General features: G+C 68.5%; 21 protein-coding genes. 7 read left to right on the top strand and 14 right to left on the bottom strand.

Annotation, left to right across the window (positions count from 1 at the left end):
- Positions 1–72: 72 nt before the first annotated feature.
- The 13 genes from LKO27_RS11155 to LKO27_RS11095 form a co-directional block, all read right to left on the bottom strand.
- Positions 73–1,014, bottom strand: coding sequence for a DUF559 domain-containing protein (locus tag LKO27_RS11155; RefSeq protein ID WP_227737579.1), 942 nt, complete (start codon positions 1,012–1,014; stop codon positions 73–75).
- A gap of 139 nt (positions 1,015–1,153) precedes the next feature.
- Positions 1,154–1,780 carry a VOC family protein gene (locus tag LKO27_RS11150; protein WP_227737578.1) on the bottom strand — a complete coding sequence of 209 codons (627 nt, stop codon included), beginning with the start codon at positions 1,778–1,780 and terminating at the stop codon, positions 1,154–1,156.
- A 113-nt stretch (positions 1,781–1,893) separates the two neighbouring features.
- Entirely contained in the window at positions 1,894–2,607 is a 714-nt protein-coding gene (locus LKO27_RS11145; protein WP_227737577.1) for an ABC transporter ATP-binding protein, read from the bottom strand.
- Positions 2,604–3,365, bottom strand: a complete 762-nt coding sequence (locus tag LKO27_RS11140; protein WP_227737576.1) for an ABC transporter ATP-binding protein — start codon at positions 3,363–3,365, stop codon at positions 2,604–2,606. Before LKO27_RS11140 ends, LKO27_RS11145 begins: the two co-directional genes overlap by 4 nt.
- Positions 3,365–4,402: a branched-chain amino acid ABC transporter permease gene (locus LKO27_RS11135; protein WP_227737575.1), complete on the bottom strand. Its 1,038-nt coding sequence runs from the start codon at positions 4,400–4,402 to the stop codon at positions 3,365–3,367. The genes LKO27_RS11140 and LKO27_RS11135 overlap by 1 nt, the downstream gene beginning before the upstream one ends.
- Complete coding sequence (locus LKO27_RS11130) at positions 4,399–5,268, bottom strand: branched-chain amino acid ABC transporter permease (RefSeq protein ID WP_227737574.1); 870 nt, start codon at positions 5,266–5,268, stop codon at positions 4,399–4,401. Before LKO27_RS11130 ends, LKO27_RS11135 begins: the two co-directional genes overlap by 4 nt.
- A complete protein-coding gene (locus LKO27_RS11125; RefSeq protein WP_227737573.1) occupies positions 5,268–6,539 on the bottom strand; it encodes an ABC transporter substrate-binding protein in 1,272 nt (423 codons plus the stop codon). Before LKO27_RS11125 ends, LKO27_RS11130 begins: the two co-directional genes overlap by 1 nt.
- Positions 6,540–6,603: 64 nt before the next feature.
- Entirely contained in the window at positions 6,604–8,025 is a 1,422-nt protein-coding gene (locus LKO27_RS11120) for an FAD-binding protein (protein WP_227737572.1), read from the bottom strand.
- A complete protein-coding gene (locus tag LKO27_RS11115; RefSeq protein WP_227737571.1) occupies positions 8,022–9,437 on the bottom strand; it encodes an FAD-dependent oxidoreductase in 1,416 nt (471 codons plus the stop codon). Before LKO27_RS11115 ends, LKO27_RS11120 begins: the two co-directional genes overlap by 4 nt.
- Entirely contained in the window at positions 9,434–10,774 is a 1,341-nt protein-coding gene (locus LKO27_RS11110; protein WP_227737570.1) for an MmgE/PrpD family protein, read from the bottom strand. Before LKO27_RS11110 ends, LKO27_RS11115 begins: the two co-directional genes overlap by 4 nt.
- The gene (locus LKO27_RS11105) at positions 10,771–12,132 is read right to left on the bottom strand and encodes an FAD-dependent oxidoreductase (protein WP_227737569.1); all 1,362 of its coding nucleotides are present in this window, start codon (positions 12,130–12,132) and stop codon (positions 10,771–10,773) included. The genes LKO27_RS11110 and LKO27_RS11105 overlap by 4 nt, the downstream gene beginning before the upstream one ends.
- Positions 12,129–12,719, bottom strand: coding sequence for a cysteine hydrolase family protein (locus tag LKO27_RS11100; protein ID WP_227737568.1), 591 nt, complete (start codon positions 12,717–12,719; stop codon positions 12,129–12,131). Before LKO27_RS11100 ends, LKO27_RS11105 begins: the two co-directional genes overlap by 4 nt.
- A 59-nt stretch (positions 12,720–12,778) precedes the next feature.
- Positions 12,779–13,561: an SDR family NAD(P)-dependent oxidoreductase gene (locus LKO27_RS11095; protein ID WP_227737567.1), complete on the bottom strand. Its 783-nt coding sequence runs from the start codon at positions 13,559–13,561 to the stop codon at positions 12,779–12,781.
- Between the two features lie 116 nt (positions 13,562–13,677).
- Between LKO27_RS11095 and LKO27_RS11090 the strand changes: the two genes are divergently transcribed.
- The 7 genes from LKO27_RS11090 (at position 13,678) to LKO27_RS11060 (ending at position 21,211) form a co-directional block, all read left to right on the top strand.
- Positions 13,678–14,361, top strand: coding sequence for a GntR family transcriptional regulator (locus LKO27_RS11090; RefSeq protein ID WP_227737566.1), 684 nt, complete (start codon positions 13,678–13,680; stop codon positions 14,359–14,361).
- Positions 14,362–15,261, top strand: a complete 900-nt coding sequence (locus LKO27_RS11085; RefSeq protein WP_227737565.1) for an oxaloacetate decarboxylase — start codon at positions 14,362–14,364, stop codon at positions 15,259–15,261. It abuts the gene before it with no gap.
- Positions 15,258–16,745 (top strand): aldehyde dehydrogenase, encoded by a 1,488-nt coding sequence (locus tag LKO27_RS11080; RefSeq protein ID WP_227737564.1) that lies wholly within the window; start codon positions 15,258–15,260, stop codon positions 16,743–16,745. The genes LKO27_RS11085 and LKO27_RS11080 overlap by 4 nt, the downstream gene beginning before the upstream one ends.
- A gap of 145 nt (positions 16,746–16,890) precedes the next feature.
- On the top strand, positions 16,891–17,331 hold the full coding sequence (locus LKO27_RS11075) for a DUF2871 domain-containing protein (RefSeq protein ID WP_227737563.1): 441 nt from the start codon (positions 16,891–16,893) through the stop codon (positions 17,329–17,331).
- A complete protein-coding gene (locus LKO27_RS11070; RefSeq protein WP_227737562.1) occupies positions 17,328–19,379 on the top strand; it encodes an MMPL family transporter in 2,052 nt (683 codons plus the stop codon). The genes LKO27_RS11075 and LKO27_RS11070 overlap by 4 nt, the downstream gene beginning before the upstream one ends.
- A gap of 9 nt (positions 19,380–19,388) precedes the next feature.
- Positions 19,389–20,594: a sensor histidine kinase gene (locus LKO27_RS15610; RefSeq protein WP_227737561.1), complete on the top strand. Its 1,206-nt coding sequence runs from the start codon at positions 19,389–19,391 to the stop codon at positions 20,592–20,594.
- The gene (locus tag LKO27_RS11060) at positions 20,591–21,211 is read left to right on the top strand and encodes a response regulator transcription factor (RefSeq protein ID WP_227737560.1); all 621 of its coding nucleotides are present in this window, start codon (positions 20,591–20,593) and stop codon (positions 21,209–21,211) included. The genes LKO27_RS15610 and LKO27_RS11060 overlap by 4 nt, the downstream gene beginning before the upstream one ends.
- 122 nt (positions 21,212–21,333) lie before the next feature.
- On the opposite strand, the gene LKO27_RS11055 is transcribed toward LKO27_RS11060, so the two are convergent.
- Entirely contained in the window at positions 21,334–24,042 is a 2,709-nt protein-coding gene (locus LKO27_RS11055; RefSeq protein WP_227737559.1) for a DUF3427 domain-containing protein, read from the bottom strand.
- Positions 24,043–24,174 lie beyond the last annotated feature (132 nt).

Raw genomic sequence — 24,174 nt, 5'->3', positions numbered from 1 at the left:
GGGGACTCCGCTAGCTGTGGTGGTTCTGCTGGTGAACCTGCAGAACCACCACAGTGAAGCGCGAGCCCCGGATCAGCCAGAGGCAGGCGAAACAGGCGGACACTCGGGGCAACTACGTGCCGTGCCGCTCCAGCCCTTGAGTTCGAGGAGTTCCTTGATCTGGTGCGCCACCGCACAGGGCCTCGCCACGACGTCGTGCCACCCGAAGCGCAGCGTCAGGACCCCACGCGCGGTCAGGCGGTTGTCCCGCGCCAGGTCTCGAAAGGGTTCGTCCTCATGTCCCAGTCTGCCGTCCAACTCGACGACGAAGCCGAACCCTTCGAACACGGCGTCGGTTCGGGTGCCTGTGACGAGCGAGACCTGCAGTGCCGGGGCAGGCAGCCCATGGCGTCGGACCACCTCCTTCAGGAAGAGCCACTCCAGCACGGACTGCACCCCCTGCTCTGCCTCAGTGCACAACGCCCGAAGGACCCCTCGGTGACGAACGCGCGTGACCTGCTCCAGTTCTCTCAGGATGCGTTCGGGGGTGGTCATCCGCTCGGCGACGGCACGGGTGAGGGCGGCGATGGCTTGATGCTGCGTCGACTCCCGGGCAAGGTCGAGGATCGCCACCTCGACGGCGGTGCGCCCCGGGGCCCCGCGCGCCGCCCGCACGCCACGTCGGAAGTGAACCTCGAAGTCCTCGTCGCCCATCGACGCCAGCGGCTCACAGCGCTGGTGGTAGATGGTGATCGAGCGCGGCGGGTCAGCAACGAAGCCATGGAGGTGTCCAGCCGCCGTTCCGGTGATCGCCCCGGTCTCGCCCGCCTTCAGGATGCCCGCCCAGCACCAGCTCTCGAACGAGGGTTTCGTCAGGCAGTAGTACCCCTGGCCCATTCGGACCCAGCCGTCGATCCACCGTCGCCGAGCTCCGAGGGGCGAGTCGAACTCGTCGAGTTGGCGGCTCGTGATGACTCCTGCCTGCGAGCGAGCCCGCGTCAGCAACTGCCCGCTCGGCGACTTCTTCGCATACATGCCGCACACTCTGGCGGTGCCGCGCAGCGCAACTCCACCAAGCACAGCGGTTGTGGAGAACGACGGGCCCGCCCTGCAGCTAGCTGTGGTGTTTGTGCTGGTCAGCCATCAGAACCACCACACCCAACGACGCTGCCGCTCAGCCGATCCGGACCCGCCCGTTGGGAGTGTCGAGTTCCACGGCAAGTCCGACGGCGTCGCCGCGCCTGATTGCGCTCACCGGACCCAGCGCCCCGACCGCAGCGAGGGCCGCGCGCACGCCGTCGGTGTCCGGGTGGGTGATGGTGAAGCTGCGGAGCGTCACCTCGGGAAGTCCTCCCGAGGGATGGGCGCTGTCCTGCCAGTCGATCAGGAAGGGGATGGCGCCGTCGAGGCCTCCCGACGGGGAGGTCAGCCGCCAGGCCAGGACGTCCCCCGACGGCGTGGTGCGCGACATTGCCGCGGGGTCGCCGGGGTCGTAGCCGACGGATCGGGCGGACGCGACCTGGGCGTCGATGTCGTCGGGCCGCACCGCCCACCCGACCACCGTGGTGCCGGTCACCTCGTCGACGCGCAGCGGGCGCGGCTGCGCGGGCTCGTCCTGCGTGGGGTCGGGTCCGATGAGTTCCAGGTAGCGGACCTCACCCAGCCCGACGAGGTGGTTGGCCGTCCCGCGCCCCTCGTGCTGCCCACCGGACACGGGCGCGACCCCGGTGAGGCGGTGGAACTCGGCGGCGAGCGCCGCCAGGTCGGGTCCGGCGATGACGATGTGGTCGAGTTGGGACATGCCCCCGACTCTAGTTGCGGGTCCGGCAGCTGAGAACGGGTTGAGCCGGCGGCTGGCAGGCATCGACGTACTGCTCGCGCCTGCGCGCCACCGGCCCACCCAGGGGTCCAGCGTCACACGTAGAAGTTGGTCAGCTCCGCACGGTAGTCGCTGCCGAGTTCCTCCTTCGTCCCCGCGTAGACCGTCTCCCCGCGCCGCAGGACCACGATGTGCTCCGTGGTAGCCAGGGCCACCTCCACGTTCTGCTCGATGACCACCAGCGTGAGCCCCGAGGTGGCGAGCGACTTGATGCTGTCCACCACCCGCTGCACCATGATCGGCGCGAGCCCGGCCGTCGGCTCGTCCAGGAGCAGGACGTCGGGCTGGGTGAGTAGCGCCCGCCCGATGGCCAGCATCTGCTGCTCACCGCCGCTCAGCGAACCCGCGGCCTGGTTCATGCGCTCCTTGAGCACGGGGAAGCTCTCAAAGATCGCGTCCATGCTGATGTCGCGCTTGCGTCCCTTGGAGGCGATGCCACCGAGGATCAGGTTCTCCTCCACGCTCATCTGGGGAAACAGGTCGCGGTTCTGGGAGACCTGCGCCAGGCCCCCCTTGACGATCTGGTGTGAGCTCTGGCCGGTGATGTCGTTGCCCTTGTGCAGGACCTGGCCGCCACGCTTCTTCGCCAGCCCGCAGATGGCGTCGACGGCCGTCGACTTGCCGGCGCCGTTCGCTCCCAGGAGACACATGGTGCCGCCCATCGGAACCTCGAAGGAGAGGCCCGAGAGCACCTCGACGCCTCCGCGCTCTGCCGAGAGGTTGTCGACCTTCAGTGCGACGTCGTTCATGGCGTTTCCTCCTCCGTCGTGCCGAGGTAGGCGTCGATGACGCGCTTGTCGTTCTTGACCTCGTCGGCCGAACCCACCAGGAGCACGGTGCCGTGGTCGAGCGCCAGCACCGTCTCCGCGGTGCCGAGGACCAGGTCGGTGTCGTGGTCGGTGATCAGGACGCTGGTGCCCCTGTCCGCCAGGCGCCAGACCAGTTCCTTGAGGAACTTGCGGTCCGGCGTGGTGAGACCGACGCCCGGCTCGTCGAGGAGGATCAGCTTGGCGCCGGAGGCGACGCAGCGCGCCACCTCGACCGCGCGCTGGGTCCCCGAGCCGATCGCGCCGGCCTCGTAGTCGGCGTACTCGCTCAGCTTCAGGTCCTCGAGGACCTGCCGGGCCTCGGCCAGGAACCTCTTGCGCTTGACGGAGGCGAACCGGTCGCCCTCGATGCGGGCCCTGTGGTCGATCCCCAGCACCACGTTCTCGAGGACGGTGAACTCCCTGATCAGGCCGCCGAGCTGGAAGGTGCGCGCCACCCCGGAGCGCATCCGGCTGTGCGCGGGCGTGCCGGTCACATCGTTGCCGAACAGCTCGACGCGGCCCTCACTGGTCTTGACGACGCCGGTGACGCTGTTGAACAGCGTGCTCTTGCCGGCACCGTTGGGTCCCAGCAGCCCGAAGACGGTGCCCTCCTCGATGGTGAACGAGACGTCGTTGACGGCCACCAGGCCGCCGAAGCGGACGGTGACGCCTTCGCACTTGAGAACTTCGGCAGCCATCAGGCCCACCTCTCCCTGGTCCGGGTGATCTTCTCGATGACACCGGCGATGCCGCGGCGCATCAACAGCACCGCGAGCAGCAGGGTGACGCCGTAGACGATCTCGCTGATGCCCGCGAACGAGCGGATGTACTCCGAAGCGACCGTGAGAACGATCGCCGAGATCCAGGCCCCGATCGGCGACTTGACGCCACCGACGATGAGGAACACGAAGTGGGTCATCATCAGCCCGAACCCGAAAGTGTGGGGCTGGATGTACTGGGTCACGACCGCGTACCAGGCACCGGCCAGGCCGATGATGCTCGAGGCGATCACGAAGGCGATCAGCCGGGAGCGGTACGGGTTGACGCCGACGGCCTCGCCGAAGCGCTCGTCGACGCTCAGCGCGGCCCAGCCGCGCGCGAGCGAGGTCCGACGCAACCACAGGACGAACAGGAGCACGACGACGGTGAGGAACAGCCCGATGTAGTAGGTGGACAGCCCCTTCAGCGGGTTCATCCCCAGCACCAGCACGGGCGGGGCCGAGATCAGGAAGCCGTCGACGCCGCCGGTCACCTCGCCGCCCTCGCGGGCGATCATCTCGACGACGAACATGAACGACACCGTCACGACGGCCAGGTAGTAGCCCTTGACCCGGACCGCCAGCGCGCCGAAGGCCAACCCGACCAACGCCCCGGCCGCCAGGCCGACGAGCAGTCCGACCTCCAGCGGCAGTCCGTCGACCAGGTTCAGCAGCCGGCCGCCGGTGTAGGCGCCCACGGCCATGAAGGATGCGCTGATGAAGGCGAACTGCCCGCTCCATCCCAGCAGCGGCACGAGGCCGAGCACCACGATGCCGTTGATCAGCATCATGTTGGCCAGCAGGAGCCGGTAGTCCCCCAGCAGGAGTGGCAACGCGATGAGTGCGGCGGCGCCGACGAGCATGATGCCGATCTTCGCCGGCGTGGGGACCCTGGCGCTCACCGCCTTGGGTGGCTCCGAGCCCTCGACGGGGGCGAGCGCGCCCTCGGCCCTGACCACTTCAGTTGGCGTGCTCATGCTCTGGCTCCAGACGGGGTTCCCAGGATGCCCTGGGGGCGAACGAGCAGGACCAGCATGATCAGCAGGAAGCCCGCACCGTCACCGAGGGTGGTGGAGACATAGGTGGAGGCCAGCACGTTGGTCACGCCCACCAATAGGCTGCCGAGGACAGCCCCGGGGATGCTGCCGAAGCCGCCGAGCGCCATGCCGACGAAGGCCATGTTGGCGGCCCTCGCACCCATGTCCGCAGAGACCAGGTAGACGGGGGCGGCCAGCAGGCCGGCCACCGCACCCAGCACGGCGGCCACAGCCCACGTGATCAGGAAGACCCGCTTGGTGTTGATGCCGACGAGCGACGCCCCGCGCACGCTCTCCGTCGTCGCCCGCAGCACCCTGCCAGTCGAGGTGCGCTGGAAGACGACCACCAGCGCAACGAGGCACACGACCAGCACCGCGATGGAGAGCAGGTACTGGGGGTTGAGCGCCACGCCCCCCACCCGCAGCACCGCGTCGCCCATCATCGGGGGGACCCGCTGCGGAACGGCCACCAGGCTGCGGACGACGCCCTCACCGATGAACAGGACGGCGACGGTGGCGAACACCTGCGGGAGGTGCTCGGCGTTGAACAACGGCTGGATGGTGACCCGCTCGATCACCAGGCCGAGGACGAAGACGGCGACCAGGGCGATGGCGCTGGCCACCAGGAGGGGGATCCCCGCCTTGGTCATGAAGAGCACCAGCACCGGCGCCGCCATGAAGTTCACCGCGTGGCCGAAGTTCAGGATGGTGGTGGCGCGGAGCACCAGCACCATCCCGAGTGCCATCAGGGCGAAGATGGAGCCTTCTGAGAGCCCGGCGATGAGGCTCTGGACGAAAGTGGTCATCAGCGGTCGGCCCACTCCGACCATTCCGGAGAGATGACCACGATGCCACTGTCCGGGTCCTCTTCGTTCAGGTAGGCGAGGTTGCAGGTCTTCACGCCGAGGCGGGTGTTCGGGTCGGCCTCGTCGAAGGGAGCGTAGGAGATGGGCTCTGCCGCGGCACCGGTCTCGAAGTCCTTGATGGTCTCGGCCTGGGCGATCCAGCTCTCCCAGTTGAGGTCGTCGCCCAGGTCGGTCAGGATCTTCTCGTTGACGGGGACACCGGATGCGCCAAGCATGGAGCTGAGGTCGAACTCGTCATTGGGGTAGTGCTTGGCCGTCGCGTCCTTGAACGGCGCGAGGGCCTCGGAGTCCAGCGTGTCGGCCATGCAGTAGGCGGAGAAGAAGGTGCCGACGGTCTCAGCGTTGCCGAGCCGGTCGAGCTGGTCCTCGGGGAAGGTGCCCTGCCCGGTGATGACCGGGATGTCGAGGCCCTGCTGGGACTTGTTGCGCAGGAACACCGACATCGGGTCGGGGTAGGCGTAGACGACGGCGAGGTCCACGTCGGCGGACTTGAGGTTCTGCACCTGCGCGGTGGCGTCGGTGGTGTCCGCGGCCAGGTCCATCTCGGTGACGATCTCGATCGAGTCAGCCTTGCCTGATGCCTCGAGGGCGGCCTTGAAGCTGTCGGTCCAGCCCTTGCCCCAGTCGTCGGCCTGGGTGACGATGGCGATCTTGGCCGCGCCGCCGTTGTCCTCGGCGAAGCTGGTGACGAAGTTGGCGTCGGCGCTGGTGCCACCGGTGTTGTCGGCCCAGCCGTGGAAGACGTTGACCGTGGGCGGGTTCACGAGCGAGTGAGCCGCCGCTCCGGCGATGATGTAGGGGATGCCGGAGTCCTTGATGATCGGCATCGCGGCGGTGACCGCTCCACTGCACTCACCTCCGTGGAGCATGAACACCTTGTCCTGCTGGATGAGCTTGGTGACGGCGAGGCGTGCGGTCTCGCCGGAACACTCGTCGTCCTCGATGATGACTTCGATCTGGCGGCCGTTGATGCCGCCCCTGGCGTTGATCTCCTCGTACATCGCGTGGATGGTGTTGATGCCCTTGCCGAAGACGGCTGCGGAACCGGACATGGGTCCGAACAGGCCGATCTTGATGGTGTCGGCGGTGACACCCTGGGCGGTTTCAGCTCCGTTGTCGCCCTCCTCCGCACCCGGGGAGGAGCAGGCCGCCAGCGTGATGGCGAGTCCTGCGGCGATGATGGTGCTTGCGATCTTCTTGTTTCGAGACATCAGTGGCTCCTTGTTCTTTGTGTGGACCCTCGGGTCCGGTCAGTTCGGCCAGGCCGTGGTTGGCTCAGGCGTTGGAATCGGTGTGGACGTTTGCTTCCCGGATGGCGTTGCGGCCTGCGATGCGCCCGAAGGTGATGGAGCGCATGACCGACGTGGATCCTGCGTAGGCCTCGTAGTAGAGGCCGGTCATCTCGCCGGCGCCGTAGAGCCCGCGGATGGGGTGGCCGTCGGAGTCGACGACGCGCGCGTCGTTGTCGGTCCGGACGCCGCCGAAGGTGAAGACGTTGGCGCAGATCTGCGGGTAGGCGAAGAACGGTCCCTGCTCGATGCGGCGCGACCAGTTGCTCTTGCGGGGCTGGCCCTCGGGCTCGGCCACGAGCCCGTCCAGACGGTCGACGGCGAAGGCGCTGTCGTCGTCGGGGCAGGCGGCGTTGTAGGCGTCGACGGTGGCGCGAAGGGTGGACGGGTCCACGCCCATGAGTTCGGCGAGTTCCTCGATGGTCTCGGCCTCCAGCGGCGGGACGTCGGTCTTGACGGCATGCTCCCAGCCGTCCAGGCTCCAGGCCTTCTGGTCGAAGAGGGCGTAGGCGATGCTGTCCTCCTCCTCGAGGATGGCGCGGGCCACCTTCTCGTAGGTGAGGTCGACGGTGTTGCCCGCCTCGTCGATGAACCGCTTGCCGGACTTGTTCACGAGGATCCCGTAGGGGAACGTCATGACCACTGCCTCGGCGACCGAGCTGCGCGGGTCCTTCGGCTCGGCGTGGAAGAGGTCGAACTGGCCGTCGGTGGCGGCACCGGCCTCGAGTGCCATGAGCAGGCCGTCACCACGGTTGTGGCCGCCGCCCACCGAGATCGGAGGGATCCGGTAGGCGTTGCGCCCGACGTAGCGGGTCATGAGTTCCGGGTTGCCCTGGAAGCCACCTGTGGCGAGCACGACGGCCCGGGTGTTGAGGACGCGGCGCACGCCGTCGGGGCCGCAGACCACCACGCCGGTGACGGCGCCGGTCTCGTCGGTGACGAGTTGGCGGGCCGAGGTCTCGTAGAGGATGTCCGCGCCGGACTTCTCGAGTTCCGCGAAGAGCGGCTCGACGATCTCCTTGCCCCCGCCGATGGGCTGGTAGCGAGGGGCGGAGACGGTCACGAAGATCGTGGGGAGCTGGGCCAGCTTCACTCCCCGCTGCTGCACCCATTCGAACGCCTCCGGGGCCGCGGCCACCAGGGCTTCGTAGTAGTCCTTGCGGGCGTTGCCCTTCGAGGCCCACATCCCGTAGTCCACCAGGGTTGAGACCGGCGTCGTCGGCGCCTCGAGGCGGAGGTAGGCCCCCGACCAGCGGGTGTTGCCGCCCCTGAGGTCCTGCGCGGAGCGCTCGAGGACTGCGACCCTCGCGTCCGGTGACTCCTCGACGGCGGTGAGCGCCGCGGACAGCCCGGCTGCTCCGGCGCCCACGACCACAAGGTCGTAGTCGTTGTGGGAGGTGTGGTTCATCGCTTGGCTCCAATCGGGAGTGGGTGGTTCTTGGTGGAGGCGGGGACCCGGGCTGCTGCACTGCTGCCTGCCAGGTACCCGTATCCAAGTGCTGCGAGGAGGCCGGCGCCGGAGATGTAGCCGCGGGCGCCGGTGGTGCCGACGATGCTCTGGGCGGTGCCGCCGGCGGCGTAGAGGCCCGCGATGGGCTGGCCGTCGGCGCGCAGGACGCGCGCCTGGTCGTCGACCACGAGCCCACCGAGTGTGGTGAGGACGGCGGGCTCGGAACGTGCGACGTAGAGCTGGCCCTCCAGGGGTGCCCAGCCGAAGTCGGTGCGGCCGAACGGGTCGGGGGCTTGGCCGGCGGCTGCCCGGGCGTAGGAGGCCAGGGACTCCCCCAGCACCGCGGCGTCGAGGCCGAACTCGGGGGCGGCCGGGTCGAGCTTGCGGATCGGGGACCCCTCGCGTTCGGCGAGCAGCCGGAACCGCTCCTCCCACTTGCTGACCGAATCGAGGATCCGCTGGTCGAAGACCACGTAGACGGGGCCACCGCCACCCGATTCGAGGATGGAGTCGACGAAGGCCGAGTAGCCGGTGGACTCGTCGGCGAAGCGGGCGCCCGTCGGATCGACGACGACGCCGCCGTTCTCGACCACGGTCCAGGACACCATGGTCGACCAGGCCGAGGGTTCGCCGTCGGGCAGCCCCATGGTTGCGAATCCGAGGACCGCGGTCATGCTTGCGGTCTGGCCCCCGAGGCCGGTCCCGAACCGGATGCCGTCGCCGGTGTTGCCCTCGCCGCCCAGGTAGGACAGTCCCGCGTACTGCGGCGCAACCCTGGCCACCATGTCCCGGTTGGCGCCGAAGCCGTCGGTGGCGAGGATGACGTTGTCGGTGGTGAAGGTGTCGGTGGCGGTGAGCACTGCGTAGGTGCCCTCGTCGGAGTGCTCGATCCGAGCGACGCCGTTGCCGGTGAGGATGCGGACGCCGTGGGCACGTGCGAAGTCGGCCAGATGGTCCACTAGCACCCTGCCCTCGCGGCGGGGCGGGTTGTGCAGCCGGTTCACGCTGTGTCCGACGTGGCGGTAGTCCTGCGTGAGGGACAGCGGGATGCCGACGTCGTCGATCAGCCAGTGCACGAGGTCCGCGGACCGGGCCGACAGGGTGCCGAGCCCCGCCTCGTTGAAGGCGCCGCCGGTGTGGGCGTCGACGTCGCTGACGAACTGCTCGGGCGAGTCCGTGACGCCGGCCGCGGCCTGGAGCCGGGATCCGGCGCCCGGGATGGAACCGATGCTGCGGGCGGTGTTGCCGCCCAGTTCGGGCTGCTTCTCCAGCAGCAGTACGGACGCCCCGTTGAGTGCTGCCGAGATGGCGGCCGTCAGTCCGGCTCCGCCACCACCGACGACGACGACGTCATAGGTTCCGGTGGTCATTGGTTGCTCCGATCCATGGTTGCGTTGAGGCTGGCGACGGCGGGCCACGTTGCCCCGTCGACGGCGTTGAAGAGCTGGCCGGCCAGCGTGGAGACCTCCGGCTGCCCGCGGCGGACGAGGAAGTCCCGCATCGTCGCCCGGTCCCGGAAGAAGGACTCGCGCGGGGCGTCGTCGGCGCGGGCGTACAGGGTTGTCCCGGTGGTGCGGACCTCGACGGTCCCGTCGAGGTAGCCGAATGCATGGTCCGGCTCGATGCTCGTGAGGGACACCAGGCGGAGGAGGTCAGCGTCGGCCAGCAGCGCGTCGTACTGGGAGTACTGGAAGGGCCCGTGCAGCAGGACCGCCGCCACTCCGAACGCGGTGCTGGCGATGGCCTGTTCCACCCTGCCGAACGGACCTGCGTACTGGGTGCCGGGGTACTCGGCGAAGTGCGCGTTCATGCCGATCGTGATGCCCTCCACCTCTTCCGCGCGGACGCGGCCGGTGAGGGTGGAGGCGGCGACGGCGGGCGCCATGTTGTCGCCGAGGATCGGGTAGGGCTTGAACCAGACCTCCATGATCGCCTCGGCGTCCGGGGCGCGGCCCCAGGTCGCGGGCAGGTCGCCCCCGCAATAGGTGGAATGGAAGCCCTTGGGACCGGTGAGCGGCAGCTCCGGACCGCGGACGCCCGCCCGCGCCGCGAGCGCTGCGGTCAGTCCGCGTTGTGCGGCGAAACCGTTCTGCAACCGCCAGTCCTGGGCGCCGGCGCGGACCGGCTCCAAGGTCCCGCCGAGCGAATCCGCTGCGATCCCGAGTGCGGACCGCACGGCTGCCCCGTCCAGGCCGAGCACGCTGGCGGCGCCCATGGCGGCCGCGACCGCCCCGAGCGTCGGGCTGGCCCGGAAGCCGCGCTCGACCAGCTGGCGGGCCACCTCCTCGTGGGCGGCCAGCCAGGACATCGTCGCGTAGCCCACGACCAGTCCCCGAAGGAGCTCGGGGAAACCGGCGTCCGCGATCTCCGTGGCGGCGGCGACGGCCGGGATCACCACGGAGGCGGGGTGGCCCCAGGTGTTCATGTCGGTGTCGTCCTGGAAGAACGCGTGGATGGCCACGCCGTTGACGAACGCCGCGTCGGCGGCTGAGAGCTGCTCGCCGGTGGCCCAGCTGGCGGCGGAGTAGTTGCGGGGGCTGCCCACTGCGTCGTGGGCGGCGACGACGACCTCATGCCCGGCGGCAGCGCGGGCCAGGGAGTAGCCGTCGAGCAGGCAGAGGGCCGCCTTCTCCAGCACCTCGACCTTGAGGGGCGTGTCGGCTGCGGTGGTGACGAAGTCGATCTGGAGGTCTTCTGGAGTGCTCATGCGGCCTCCTCCCCTTGTGCGGCTGCCGCTGCGCTGCGTCCGGCGACGATCCCGAAGAAGGCCGCCTTCCCGAGCGAGGTGCCGGTCATGTAGGCGGCGCCGTGGAAACCACCGACCACCTCGCCCACGGCCCACAGGCCCGGGATCGGGCTGCCGGCCTCGTCCAGGACTCGCGCGGAGGGGTCGACGGACAGGCCGCAGTAGGTGGCGATCAGGGCCGTGGTGCTCGGGAACGCGTAGAAGGGGGCGTGTTCGATGGGTAGGAGCTCACCGGTGCCGGCCACGAGTCCGGTCCTGCCGAACTCGTCGCGCGCCCCGCCGCGGACCGCTTCGTTGTAATCGTCCACGGTGCGTGTCAGCGCGGCCGCAGGGACGCCCATGCGTTCCGCGAGCCCCTCAAGGGTGTCGGATTCGAGGACCTTTCCGTCCTCGATCATGGGGCGCGGGTCGAACAGCGCGACGCCGGCTGGGGCGGTGTCGAGGATGCTCTGGTCGAAGACCTGGAACGCGATCGGCTCCTCCAGCGCGAGGCAGGCGTCGCCGATGAGCTTGTAGCTGATGGATTCGTCGACGAAGCGGCTGCCGGAGCCGTCGACGACGATCGCGCCCAGGTAGTAGCCCAGGAAGAACTGGTGCTGGTCCGACGTGGTGGACGGGTGGGTGCCGAAGGTGCCCTTGATGAACTCGAAGTCCCTGGCGCCGGCGCCGATCTCCTGGGCCATGCGCAGGCCGTCACCGGTGGAGCCGGAGCCGCCGACGCGGAGCGCGCGCAGGTTGGCGGGCGAGTACTGGGCGAGCATGTCGTCGCTGCGGGAGAAGCCACCGCTGGCGATCACGACGGCCCGCGCGCGGACCTCACCGGTTCCGGTGCGGACACCCACCACCCTGCCGCCCTCCACCAGGAGCGACGTGACCGGCACCCCGAGCTGCGCCTGAAGACCGAGTTCCGCCCCGCGCGCGACCAGCTTGGGGAGGAAGTCGGGGGTGCTGGAGCGGTGGCTGCGGGGCACGGACTGACCCGAGCTCAGTTCGACGTCGAGGGGTTCCCAGCCGTGGCCGGTCAGCCACTCCCAGAAGTGGCGCTGCCCCTGCGCGTAGGCGTGGACGAGGGCCCGGTCATTGCGGCCCTCGCCCACGGCGATGAGGTCCTGCTCCAGGGTCTGGGCGTCGTCGTCGATTCCGAGGTCCCGCTGCATCGGCGTGTCAGCCAAGGCGAAGAAGCCGCCGCTGAGCACCGTGCTGCCGCCGAAGCGGTCGGTCTTCTCCAGCAGCGCGACGGAGGCGCCGGCTTCGGCCGCGGACACGGCTGTCGCCCAGCCCGCGAGGCCTCCACCGACGACGACGACGTCCCAGGTCATGAGAAGTCAGCCCCCGAGGTGACGTCGGAGGTGTTGACGACGGTGGCGAAGGCCGGGATCGTCTTGGTGACCGCGTGCTCGTGGAGCTCGGGCACCGGGGTGGCGCAGGCGTCGGCGACGACGTAGACGTCGATCCCGCGGTCCGCGGCCTCACGGGCGGCGGACTCCACGGCGAGGTGGGTGGCGAGCCCTGCGATGACGAGCTTGTCGACGCCGCGCGCCAGGTAGGCGCCCAGCAGGCCGGTGGAGGCGAACGGGCTCACGGAACCCTTGGCGACGACGTGCTCGCCGTCGGCCGGCCGCACCTCCTCGCGGATCTCGCTCTCCCGGCTGCCGACGAGGAAGCGCTTGGCCTCCTCGTGCCCGCCGAAGCGAGCGGTGCGGTTGGTGCGGTTCCCGTAGGAGGCGTCGAAGGCGAGGTGCACGTGGGTGACGTCCCAGGAGCGCTCGCGGGCGGTGGCCAGCAGTTCGGCCGCGCGCTGGAGCACCTGGCGCTCGCGCACCGCGTCCGCGAGGCCACCGGCGCCGGCCGGGCCGTCGTCGTCGCACATGCCGCGCTGGAGATCGATCAGGAGGAGGGAGACCATTCGTATGGACCTTTCGTCGTCTTGCGTCTTTGGTTCGGGTTCGGTTCAGGTTCGGGGTGCTAGTTGGCGGTCCAGCCGCCGTCGACGTAGATGATCTGACCGGTGACGTAGGCGGCGGCGTCGGAGGCGAGCCACACGACGGTGCCGGCCAGGTCGCGCTCCGGGTCACCCAGGCGTCCGAGCAGCGTCTTGGAGGTCATCTGCGCCAGCCGCTCGGGATCCTCGCCGAGTGCGGCCGTCATGCGGGTCGGGTAGAAGAGCCCGGGAGCGACGCAGTTGACGCGCACTCCGGAGGGTCCCCATTCCGACGCCAGACCGCGCGTCAGGTTGGCGACTCCAGCCTTGGAGGCGTAGTAGGCCGGCTCGGGCAGCGGGCCGACGATGTTGGTGTAGATCGAGGACGTGTTGATGATCGAGCCGGAGCCCTGCTGCACCATCTTCGAGGCGACGGCGCGGGCGGTCAGGAAGGTGGCGGTCAGGTTGATCTGGATGACCCGGTTCCACTCCTCGAGGGTGGTCTCGAAGGCCGGCTTGCGAAGGTTGATGCCGGAGTGGTTGACGAGGATGTCGACGCGGCCGAACTTCTCGACCACGGCATCGACGAGGTGGTCGACCTGGTCGGGGTCGGTCAGGTCGGCCGGGAGAGCGAGGGCGGGGGCTCCCTCGCCCTCCACGGCTTGCTTGACGCTGTCCAGTGAATCGACGGAACCGATGTCCGAAACGGCGACCGCAGCACCCTGCGCGGCCAGTCCGCGGGCAGACCAGAAACCCAGTCCACCCTCGGAAGCACCCGTGACGAGTGCGACCCGGCCCTGCAGGTTGAAGAGACCACCGTCGGCCATCTACTCCTCCATCCACTTTGACGGAAAGTGATTGACATCTGCCAATCCTTAGGATGTGATGATCACACCCTAACTGCCAACTGTCAACAGTTTGCACCGAAGAAGGAAGCAGCGAAATGACTAGCACCGGCGCCGGTCGAGTGACGAGGGCCACCTACGCCACCCTCGTGGAGCAGACCGTCCGGGCGATGATCCTGGACGGTGAACTCCAGGCGGGCCAGCGCATCAACGAGGTGGGCCTCGCCGAATCCCTCGAAGTGAGCCGTGGGCCCCTGCGTGAAGCGCTCCAGCGCCTTGCCAGCGAGGGTTTGCTGGAGGTCCACGCGCATCGAGGCAACTTCGTCAAGAAGTTCGACGCCGACGAGTTGCGGGACCTGTACTCCCTGCGCATTGCCCTGGAGACGTGGGCGCTGCGCCAGGTGGCCGACGACAAGCTCGGCGAGTTGAAGCAGATGCTGGAGGAGACCCGTGCGGCGCTGCGCGCCACGGACGGGAGCTACCCGAGCGATCTCGACTTCCACCGGAAATTGCTGAGCCTTGCCCAGAGCCCGGCCGTCGCCGAGGCCCACGAGTCCGCCCTGCGCCGGATCCACCTTGCCCGGGTCCGCTCAGCGCGGATGCCGGGGCGCGCACTGGCCGCGCTGCAGGAGCACGAGCAGATGCTCGACGCCCTCGTCGCCCACAGGCGTGAGGACGCACTCCGACTGCTGGAGGACCACCTCATGCAGTCCTGCCAGAACGCCGTAGCAATCCTGGCCGGGAGCGACGACGCCCCGGCCACCAACTCAAAGGAGAGTTAGATGGGGATTTCCCTCAGGTCCCGTGTGCAACGAGGCCAACCGCCGCTCCTGCTGCCAGGAGCCCCGAACGCCCTGACTGCACGCCTGATCGAGGATCTCGGCTTCGAGGCGCTCTACGTCAGTGGAGCGGGGGTGGCCAACACCTTCCTCGGCGCGCCGGACATCGGCCTGGTGTCGCTCTCGGAGCTGACCCAGCACGTCGCAGCCATTCGCGACGCCGTCGACATCCCCATCGTGGTGGATGCCGACACCGGCTTCGGAAACGCGCTCAACATGCGCCGGACGGTGCACGAGCTGGTCCGCGCGGGGGCGAACGCGCTGCAGATCGAGGACCAGATCACCCCCAAGCGGTGCGGGCACTTCGAGGGGAAGGACATCATCTCCGCGGGCGAGATGGTGGGCAAGATCCACGCCGCCACCGACGCCCGCGGCGACTCCGAGGTGCTGATCATCGCGCGCACCGACGCGCTCGGAGTCGTGGGCCTGGACCAGGCCTGCGAGCGCGCCTCCCTGTACCTGGCCGAGGGCGCGGATGTGGCCTTCGTCGAGGCACCAGTGTCGCGGGAGCAACTCGAGGAGATCCCCAAGCGGGTCGACGGCCCCGTCGTGGCCAACATCGTCGAGGGCGGCAAGACCCCCCAACTGCCGCTGGCCGACCTCGAGGCGTTCGGGTACTCGATGGTCCTGTACGCCAACGCGGCGATGCGGGCCGGCATCTCCGGGATGACCAAGGTCCTGCAGTCGCTGAAGACGCAGGGCGACACGTTGTCCGTGCTCGACGACCTGGCCAGCTGGAACCTCCGGCAGGACCTGGTCCGCAAGCCCAGCTTCGACGCGCTCGACGCCAAATACGCAGCAGAGAACTTCACCACTCCCCCGAACTTCAGAAGGCAGTCATGACATCACCCGAGACCTTCGGCTTCTACATCGACGGACAGGTGGTCCACCCCGAGGGGCGCGACCTGATCGACGTCGACAACCCGGCCACCGCCGAACCCTGGGCGCGGGTCCCTGACGCTACCGCCGAGGACGTGAACCGCGCCGTCGCGAGCGCGAAGCAGGCGTTCACCGGCGAGTGGGCGGACTGGCGTGCCGCCGACCGCGCGCGGTTCCTGATCGATTTCGGGCGCATCATCGGCGAGCACGCCGAGGAACTGGCCGAGATCCAGGTGCGTGAGAACGGCAAGCTCATCCGCGAGATGGTGGGGCAGTCCAAGCTGCTGCCGGAGTACTTCAACTACTACGCGGGCCTGGCGCAGATGCCCACCGGCAACACCAACCCCCTGCACCTGAGGGGGATGATGAACTACACGGTTCGCGAGCCGCTCGGCGTCGTGGCCGCCATCACCCCGTTCAACTCCCCCATCCTGCTGCTGACGTGGAAGCTCGGCCCGGCGCTGGCCGCCGCCAACACCGTCGTGGCGAAGCCCTCCGAGGTGACGCCGGTCTCAACCATCCGGTTCGCCGAACTCGCCACCGAGGCGGGCCTGCCCCCCGGTGTCTTCAACGTCATCACCGGCTGGGGGCACCCGTCGGGCACCACCCTGACGTCGCACCCCGACGTCGCCAAGGTGGCCTTCACCGGCGCGACGGCCACAGGCCAGGCGATCGCCGGCGCGGGTGCTGCCACGCTGAAGAGCGTCACGCTGGAGCTCGGTGGCAAGTCACCCAACATCGTCTTCGACGACGCGGATCTCGACAGCGCCCTCAACGGGCTCGTGGCGGGCATCTTCGGCGCGAGCGGTCAGACCTGCATGGCGGGCTCGCGCATCTTGGTGCAGGAGACCATCTACCAGCAGATCGTGGACCAGCTCGCGCAGCGGGCCGACGCGATCCAGGTGGGCGACCCGATGGACGAGAACACCCAGATGGGCACCATTGCGTCGCGGGCGCAGTACGACAAGGTCCTGAAGTTCATCGATGCAGCTAAGGCCGACGGCGCCCGCCTGGTGGCCGGTGGCGTCCCGGTCACCGTGCCAGGACTGGAGCGGGGACTGTTCGTCAGGCCCACGGTGTTCGCCGACGTCAGCAACGACATGATGATCGCCCAGGAGGAGGTGTTCGGCCCCGTCGCGGCGGTGATCCCGTTCAAGGACGAGGCCGACGCCATCCGGATCGCGAACGACACCCAGTTCGGGCTGGCCGCCGGTGTCTGGACCGGCGACGTCGCGAGGGCCCACCGCGTGGCCTCCAAGCTGCGGGCCGGGACCGTCTGGATCAACAACTACCGCAAGACGGGCTACTCGACTCCCTTCGGTGGCTACAACCTCAGCGGCGTCGGGCGCGAGAACGGCCCTGATGCCCTGCGCGAGTACACGGAGGAGAAGAGCATCTGGGTGGACATGGGCCAGGGTGTCAAGGATCCCTTCAACCCGCGGGCCTAGGCTTCACGGGCCTGGGGTTGGCCGGGTGTCAACCCAACGGTTGATGCCCGGTCCAACCTCCCGCGCGATGTGCGACGGCCCTCGTCGGACTGGAATTGGGTGTGCAATCCGCCGCTGTGGCGGCCCCCATTTCCAGGAGATCCAAATGCTTCGTCGCGCCTACTGGGCCAGCGCCGTCTACGCCGGCCTCGGCCTCGCCAGTGGCCTGTTCTACCGTGAGCTCACCCGAACCCATCCCGGCGCCGACCCCGGCCAGCTCGGGCTGGCGCATACCCACTTCCTGGTGCTGGGCGTCTTCCTCGGGCTGTCCGTGCTGGTGCTGGAGAAGTTGTTCTCCATCTCGGGATCCCGCTTCAGCAGGGCCTTCGAGGTCACCTGGCACCTGGGCGTGGTGATCACGGCGGCCATGATGCTGGTCAAGGGCGCGCTGAGCGTCCTCGCCGTGGACTTCAACGAGAAGATGCTGGCAGGGATCTCCGGTCTGGGACACATCATCCTGACCGCAGCGTTCGTTCTGCTGTTCGTCACGCTGGGCAGAAGCATCCACACGACCACCGCCGTCGAACCAGCCGGCGTCGGAGCATGAGGCGCCCGACCCTGGCGTTCCTCACCAGGGGCGGTGCCTGGTTGGTCATCGCCCTGACCCTCCTGGCCAGCGTCACGGTGCTGGGAGGCCTGCGGACCGACGTCCCGGAGTTGGCCGGCCAGTCCGCCCCCGCGGACTCGGAGTCCAGGCGTGCGGCGGAGATCGCCGCGCAGTTCCCCGGGCACGACCTGGCACCGGTGATCCTGCTGGCCCAGCGGGACTCCGGCCTCACCGACTCCGACCTGGACTTCCTGAACCGAGCCACGGACCGCGTGGCCGCCAGCGCCGGGAGCGACGCCGGCCGGCTCACGCCGTCGGAGGACGGGCGGGCCGCCATCACGACGGTGATGGTGGAGGCCGAGTTGCCGTCGGCGCAACTGGCGGAGTCGATCAAGGAACTCCGCGCCGCAGCACGCGCGGAACCATCTCCTGAGGGGCTCGAGTTCTATCTGACGGGCGGGCCCGCCTATGGCGCCGACATCGTGATGGCCTTCGACGGCGCCGACGTAACCCTGCTGCCGGTCACGCTCGGCATCGTCGCGGCGCTCCTGCTGCTCACCTACCGGTCACCCATCCTGTGGCTGGTCCCGTTGACGGTGGTGGCGGTTGCGGACCAGCTCGCGGGCGTCGTCAGCACGTGGACGGCTGCTCAGCTCGGGCTGCAGTTCGACGTCGGGATCGTCAGCGTGCTGGTCTTCGGCGCGGGCACGAACTACGCGCTGCTCATGGTTTCGCGCTACCGCGAGGAGCTCCGTTCGGAGCCGGACCACCGGATCGCGCTCAGCAGGGCTTGGCGCGGCAGCATGCCAGCCATTCTGGCGAGCAACCTGACCGTCGTAGTGGCCCTCCTCACGTTGGTGCTGGCCACCCAGCCAGGCAGCCGGGGGCTGGGTCTGACCTCTGCGGCCGGGCTCCTCATCGCTCTGCTGTCCGTGGCCTTCGCGTTGCCGGCTGCCCTGTCGCTGGTCGGCAGGGGCGTGTTCTGGCCGTTCGTCCCCCGGCCAACCGCTGACGACGTCGACCATGTGGCCCGCGGCCCTTGGTACGCGGTGGCACGGGCGGTCACCCGACGGCCGGCGCTGGTCCTGACCGCAGGAGTCCTGCTGATGGGAGTCCTGGCCGCCGGATTGCTCGGCACCCGCGTCGGGCTTGCGCAGACGGAGCGGTTCAGGACTGAGTCGGAGTCCGGAACCGGCCTGGCCGTGCTCGCGCAGCACTACCCGGCCGGAGAGACGGCACCCCTGTCCCTGGTGGTGCCGACGGCGGAGACAGCGGCCGTGGTCCACGCCGTCGCCGAAATCGACGGCGTCCTGCGGGCTAGTCCTGTGGGCGAAACGGCGGATGACTGGCAGCGGGTCAGCGTCGTGATCGACGCCGATCCGGGATCTCAGCTGGCCTCCGACGGCATCATCGCGGTCCGGGAGGCGGCGCACGCTGTGTCTCCCGAGACGCTCGTGGGCGGCGCAATGGCCGAGGACCTCGACGCGGCGCAGGCCGCACGGCAGGACCTGTTGACCATTGCTCCACTGGTGCTGCTGGTCGCCTTCATCGTGCTTATGGTGCTGGTGCGGTCACTGGTGGCTCCGCTCGTGCTCCTCGGCATCAACACGCTGAGTGCCGTGGCCGCGATGGGCGCTGGGATCTGGGCCGGCAAGGTGCTGTTCGGTTTCCCGGCGCTGGATCCGCGGGTTCCCCTGCTGAGTTTCCTGTTCCTCGTCGCCCTGGGGATCGACTACACGATCTTCCTCGTGCACCGCGCGCGGCAGGAGGCGGTCAGCCATGGCACGGTCGTCGGCATTGTGCGGGCGGTCAGTTCCACCGGCGTGGTCATCACGAGCGCGGGTGTCGTGCTCGCGGCTGTGTTCGCCGCCCTCGGGGTGCTGCCGCTGGTGACGCTGGCGCAGTTGGGACTGATCGTGGGTCTCGGCGTCCTGTTGGACACAATGCTGGTGCGCACCGTCGTCGTGCCGGCCGCGTTCGCCCTCATCGGTGACGCAATGTGGTGGCCGGGCCGGCGACCGGTCCCAAGGCCGTCGGGCTCGCAATAGGGTGGGGCCGTGAGCACTGCTCAGGTGGGGACCGATTCCGCAGCGCTGCGCAGCCTGCGCATCGGGCAGCACTCGCTGTTCTCGCTGCTGCTGGCCATCGCCGTCCTCCGGCTGGTGAGCGAAGGGCGGCTCCCGCTCCACGGGGCGGTTGCCGTCGGGTTGACCGTGCTCTGGTACGTGCTGGGCGCGTGGTTCGCGAGGCGCACCCCGAGCCGTCCGCCGCTCTGGTGGCTCGCTGTGCTGGTGGCGCTTTGGCTGGTGTTGACGCTGGTCTCGGCGGAGTTCTCCTGGCTGGCGTTTCCGCTGTTCCTGCTGGTTGTGAACGCCGTGCCTCTCACGTTGGCGCTGCTGGCGGTTACTGGCATGACGGCAGTGGTGGTGCTGGCGCAGGTCAGTGCCCCGGGCGGGAACGCGATCGCTGAGGTCGTCGGACCCATGGTCGGTGCCGTGGTGGCGGTCGGGATCGGGTTGGGCTACCAGCAGATCCTGGCCGAGTCCCGGGAGCGGGGGCGGCTGGTCGCCGAACTCGTCGCCGCCCAGGAGGGTCTGGACGCGGCGCAGGCGCAGCTCGCCGCCGCCCAGCGGGAGGCTGGCGCCGTCGAGGAGAGGGCCCGGCTGGCGCGCGACATCCACGACACCCTCGCGCAGGGTTTCTCGTCGATCCTGCTGCTGACCCGGGCCGGTTTGGCCCGCACCGAGGACCAGCCCGTCCGGAGGTTTCTGGAGCAGATCGGCGAGACGGCCTCGGAGAACCTTGCGGAGGCCCGCTCCGTCGTGAGCGCCCTCACGCCACCGGCCTTGGCCGAGGCGCCGCTGCCGGCCGTGCTGGGCCGGTTGCTCGACCAACTCAGCGAACAGACCGGGATCCAGGCTGTGCTTAGGGTCGACGGCGACCCTGGCGGGACGCCCACCACCGTCGAGGTGGCACTGCTGCGTCTCACGCAGGGGGCCCTGGCCAACGTCCGGCTCCATTCGCGAGCGTCGCGGGTGGCCGTGACCCTGAGCTACTCCGACGAGGAAGTTCTGCTGGACATCGTCGACGACGGCGTGGGCTTCGACCCCGACGCGGGGCCGCGTTCGGAGGGCGGGTCGGGATTCGGACTGCGGGCGATGTCCGAACGGCTGGCACAGCTGGGCGGCACGCTCACCGTCGAGTCCGAACCGGGCCACGGCACTGCTGTCGGCGCAGTCGTGCCGAAAGGAGGACGCGCATGAGCGTCACCGTCGTGCTGGTGGACGACCATCCCGTCGTGCGCGCCGGCCTGCGCGCCGTGCTGGAGGCTGCTGGCGGTGGAGACGTCGTCGGGGAGGCCGCTGGGGTGACCGAGGCTGTCGCCGTTGTGCGGGCCACCAAACCACAGGTGGTCCTCATGGACCTGCGACTCGGCCGGGAGGACGGGGTGGAGGCGACGCGGCAGATCCTCGCGCTCGAACTCGGCGTGAGGGTGCTCATCCTCACCACCCATGACACCGACGCCGACATCCTTCGAGCCATCGAGGCCGGCGCCTCCGGGTACCTGCTGAAGGACGCCGAGCCCGAGGTCCTGGCGGCCGCCGTCAGGCAGGCCGCGGCGGGGGAAACGGTTCTGGCCCCGTTGGTGGCATCCCGGCTTGTCGGGCGGCTGCAGCGGCCTCCGGTAGAGCTCACGGTCAGAGAGCTTGAGGTGCTCCGGCTGACAGCCGATGGCCTCGCAAACCGGGAGATCGCCCAGCGGTTGTTCGTCTCCCAGGCGACGGTGAAGACCCACCTGGTGCACATCTTCAGCAAGCTTGGCGTGGACAACCGCACCGCTGCCGTCGCGAGGGCTCGGGAAAGGGGTCTTGTTGCCTAACGGCCCGGAGCAATGGGATTCCGCGGGGTCGCGTCGACAAGCCACGCGCCAAAGCTCGCCCTGCATCCAGCCGCGTCGAACACGATTGAACCGTCACCGAAGCGATTTCGCCCCGATCGCTCTCAGCTGACTGCGCTGGCCTGCTGCAGAATCTCGGGAGGCATGTTTCGCCGAAGCTTCCACGTGATGGCGATGGGCTTCTCACCTCGGTGATCGACGATGTCCACGTCGCCAAGCAACATGTAGGGGGCGCCCTTGCCGAACTCCCAAGCGCCTGTGGGGCGAACGAAGAGCGTCACTTCGGTACCGTTGGTTCCCTGGTTGACATACCGCTGGCCCGTTGGGGACGCGAGGCCGGTTTGGGATTGCGACTCCCAGTGGAACAAGCTGGAGTTGATGGCGTAGTCCCGATACATCGTCGTGGGTGAGAAATGTTGCTCGGACTTGACGAGGGTCACCAGCAGGGCGTCCACGTCCAGTTCCCGGCTGTAGAAGACGCCCTCGCGAAGGTTGGAGGGCGGTCGCTTCATGGTCGCGTACTGGAGAGCCGCAGCCAGTTCCTCGCGGGTATATCGGGCGTGGGATCGCAATGGGGTATCCACCAACCGGCCGACAAGCGGTGCTGCCACATGTTGGGCGCGCTCGAGCGCCCAGTCGAGGAGCTGAACCGCCTCTGCCCGGAACGCGTGCTCTTCGCGCAGGGCTTCAAGGCCCTCCTCGACCGTGGCGAACCCCCCGCCGCCGGGCCAGAGCGAGAAGAACAGCATCCTGGCCCAGGTACCCCACTCGCCGACAAGTTCATCGCGTCTTGGGGCATTCTCCTCCAACAGCGTGCGATAGGCGCTGTGCCGATCCACGTCATCCACATGGGCCAGCGCCTTGAGCCGTCCCAGCAGGTACGCCTCGTGGCGACCACCCTCAGCGGTACCGAGGTTGGCGTCCCTGCGGAGTCTTGTGAACGAGCCCTTTGACAACAAGTCAGACAGTTCGACGCCCGATTGGTTGAGGAACGTGCTGAGATCCACGTCGCCCATCGCGCGCATCTCCTCCAGAAAGTGCTTCCAGCGGGTCGCGACTTGGGATCGGATGTTCTCCAGCACCTGCTTCTGGGTGATCTCATCCAGGATGATCTGGGAGCCGGACGGAAGGTACGGAAAACCACGCTCCACCTGTTCCTTGAGGGCTTTGCGTGATCCGCCCACAACCGCCCGGTAGCGCTGAGCGAGGTTGAACTCCTTGCGGTGATGACCCACGAAATCCAGCACTGTGAGCACCGGCTTGTCAGGGGTCCGCCGCAGTCCGCGCCCGAGTTGTTGCAGGAAGATCGTTGCGCTGTCGGTCGGGCGGAGGAACAGGAGCGTGTCGACGTCGGGGATGTCGACTCCCTCGTTGAAGAGGTCCGCTGTGAAGAGAGTCACGAGGTCCCGGCTCTTCAGTCGGGCCACCGCAGCATGCCGTTCCGACGGCGGGGTGTCGCCATGGACGGCGAGTGATGGGAGTCCTGCCCGGGTGAAGACCTCGGCCATGTACTGCGCGTGCTTGACGTCGACGCAGAAGCCCAGAGCGCGCATCCTGCCGGGATGGGCAACCTTCTCCTGCAGTTCCTTCAGGATCAGCCGCGCCCGGGCGTCGTTGCCGGTGAAGATGCTCGAGAGTTCGCCGACTTGATATCTACCGCGCGTGAACTCCACCGTCGTGAGGTCGGTCGTGTCCGAGATGCCGAAGTAGTGGAAGGGACTCAGCAGATCGGAGCTGAGCGCATCCCACAGCCGAAGTTCGTAAGCCGCGCGTCCGTCGAAGAAGTCCCGGACGTCCACACCGTCCCCGCGCTCCGGTGTCGCGGTCAACCCCAACAGCTCCCGCGGTTGGAAATGGCTCAGGATCCGACGGTAGCTGGCCGCCTCTGCGTGATGGAACTCGTCCATGACGATCACGTCAAAAGCCGATGGGTCCATGCCGCCAAGTAAGCCCGCGCTGAGAGACTGGACCGAGGCAAACACGTGCTGCCAGCTGGTCGGCTTGAAGGCGCCGACGAGCAGTTCACCGAACCCGCCGTCGCTCAGGACCTCTCGGTAGGTTCGCATGGCCTGTTCGAGGATCTCCTTCCGGTGCGCGACGAACAAGAGGCTCAGCCGACGCCCAGTGGTCTCAACAAGTCTCCTGTAATCGAGTGCAGCCACGACGGTCTTGCCCGTCCCAGTCGCGGCCACCACCAAGTTTCGGTGCCGATCATGGACAAGCCGTTCGACTTCCACCGCCTCCAGAATCCGTTGCTGGTGGGGCCACGCGTGCACCTCCAACCCGGACACCGTAAGCGCGGCTGTCTCACGGTTCCGACCGGCAGCGAGATCCAGGGCATCGTCCAAGCGGGCGGCATCGGCCGGGATGTAGGGTTCGAAGGCCTCGTCGTTCCAGTAGGTGTCGAACGTGGCTGCGAACTTGCGGAGAACATCTGGGGATTGGGACGCGGTCAGGCGTACGTTCCACTCCACCCCATCCAACAGGGCAGCGCTCGACAGGTTCGAGGAACCAACGTAGGCACTGTCGAACCCGGTGTTGCGCACAAACCGCCAAGCCTTCGCGTGGAGCCTTGTGCGTTTCGTCTCGTAACTGATTCTGACGTCGGCGCCGAACTCCTCGATCAGACGGTCGAGCGCAACCCGCTCCGTGGCGCCGAGGTAGGTGCTGGTGATCACCCGGAGCTTCACCCCACGTTCCCGCAGGCTCCGTAGCGGCTTCTCGAGCGTCCGGATGCCGTACCACTTGATGAACGCACACAGCAGGTCGACCTGGTCAGCGGATCCAAGCTCCGAGGAGATCTCGTGACCCATGGATGGTTCGCCCTGAGCATTCGTGAGCAGAGCGAGCTGAGACAGGGGCGTCTGGGGAGCGCCCAAATACCTGACTGGCCGGCCGGGCGCGGGTGGGTGAAGAAGTGACTGCAGGAGGTGGGGCTCCTCATC

This window comes from Tessaracoccus sp. OS52, from assembly GCF_020687685.1.
In the GTDB taxonomy this organism is placed as follows: domain Bacteria; phylum Actinomycetota; class Actinomycetes; order Propionibacteriales; family Propionibacteriaceae; genus Arachnia.
This window is presented reverse-complemented; position numbering and strand designations above follow the sequence as displayed.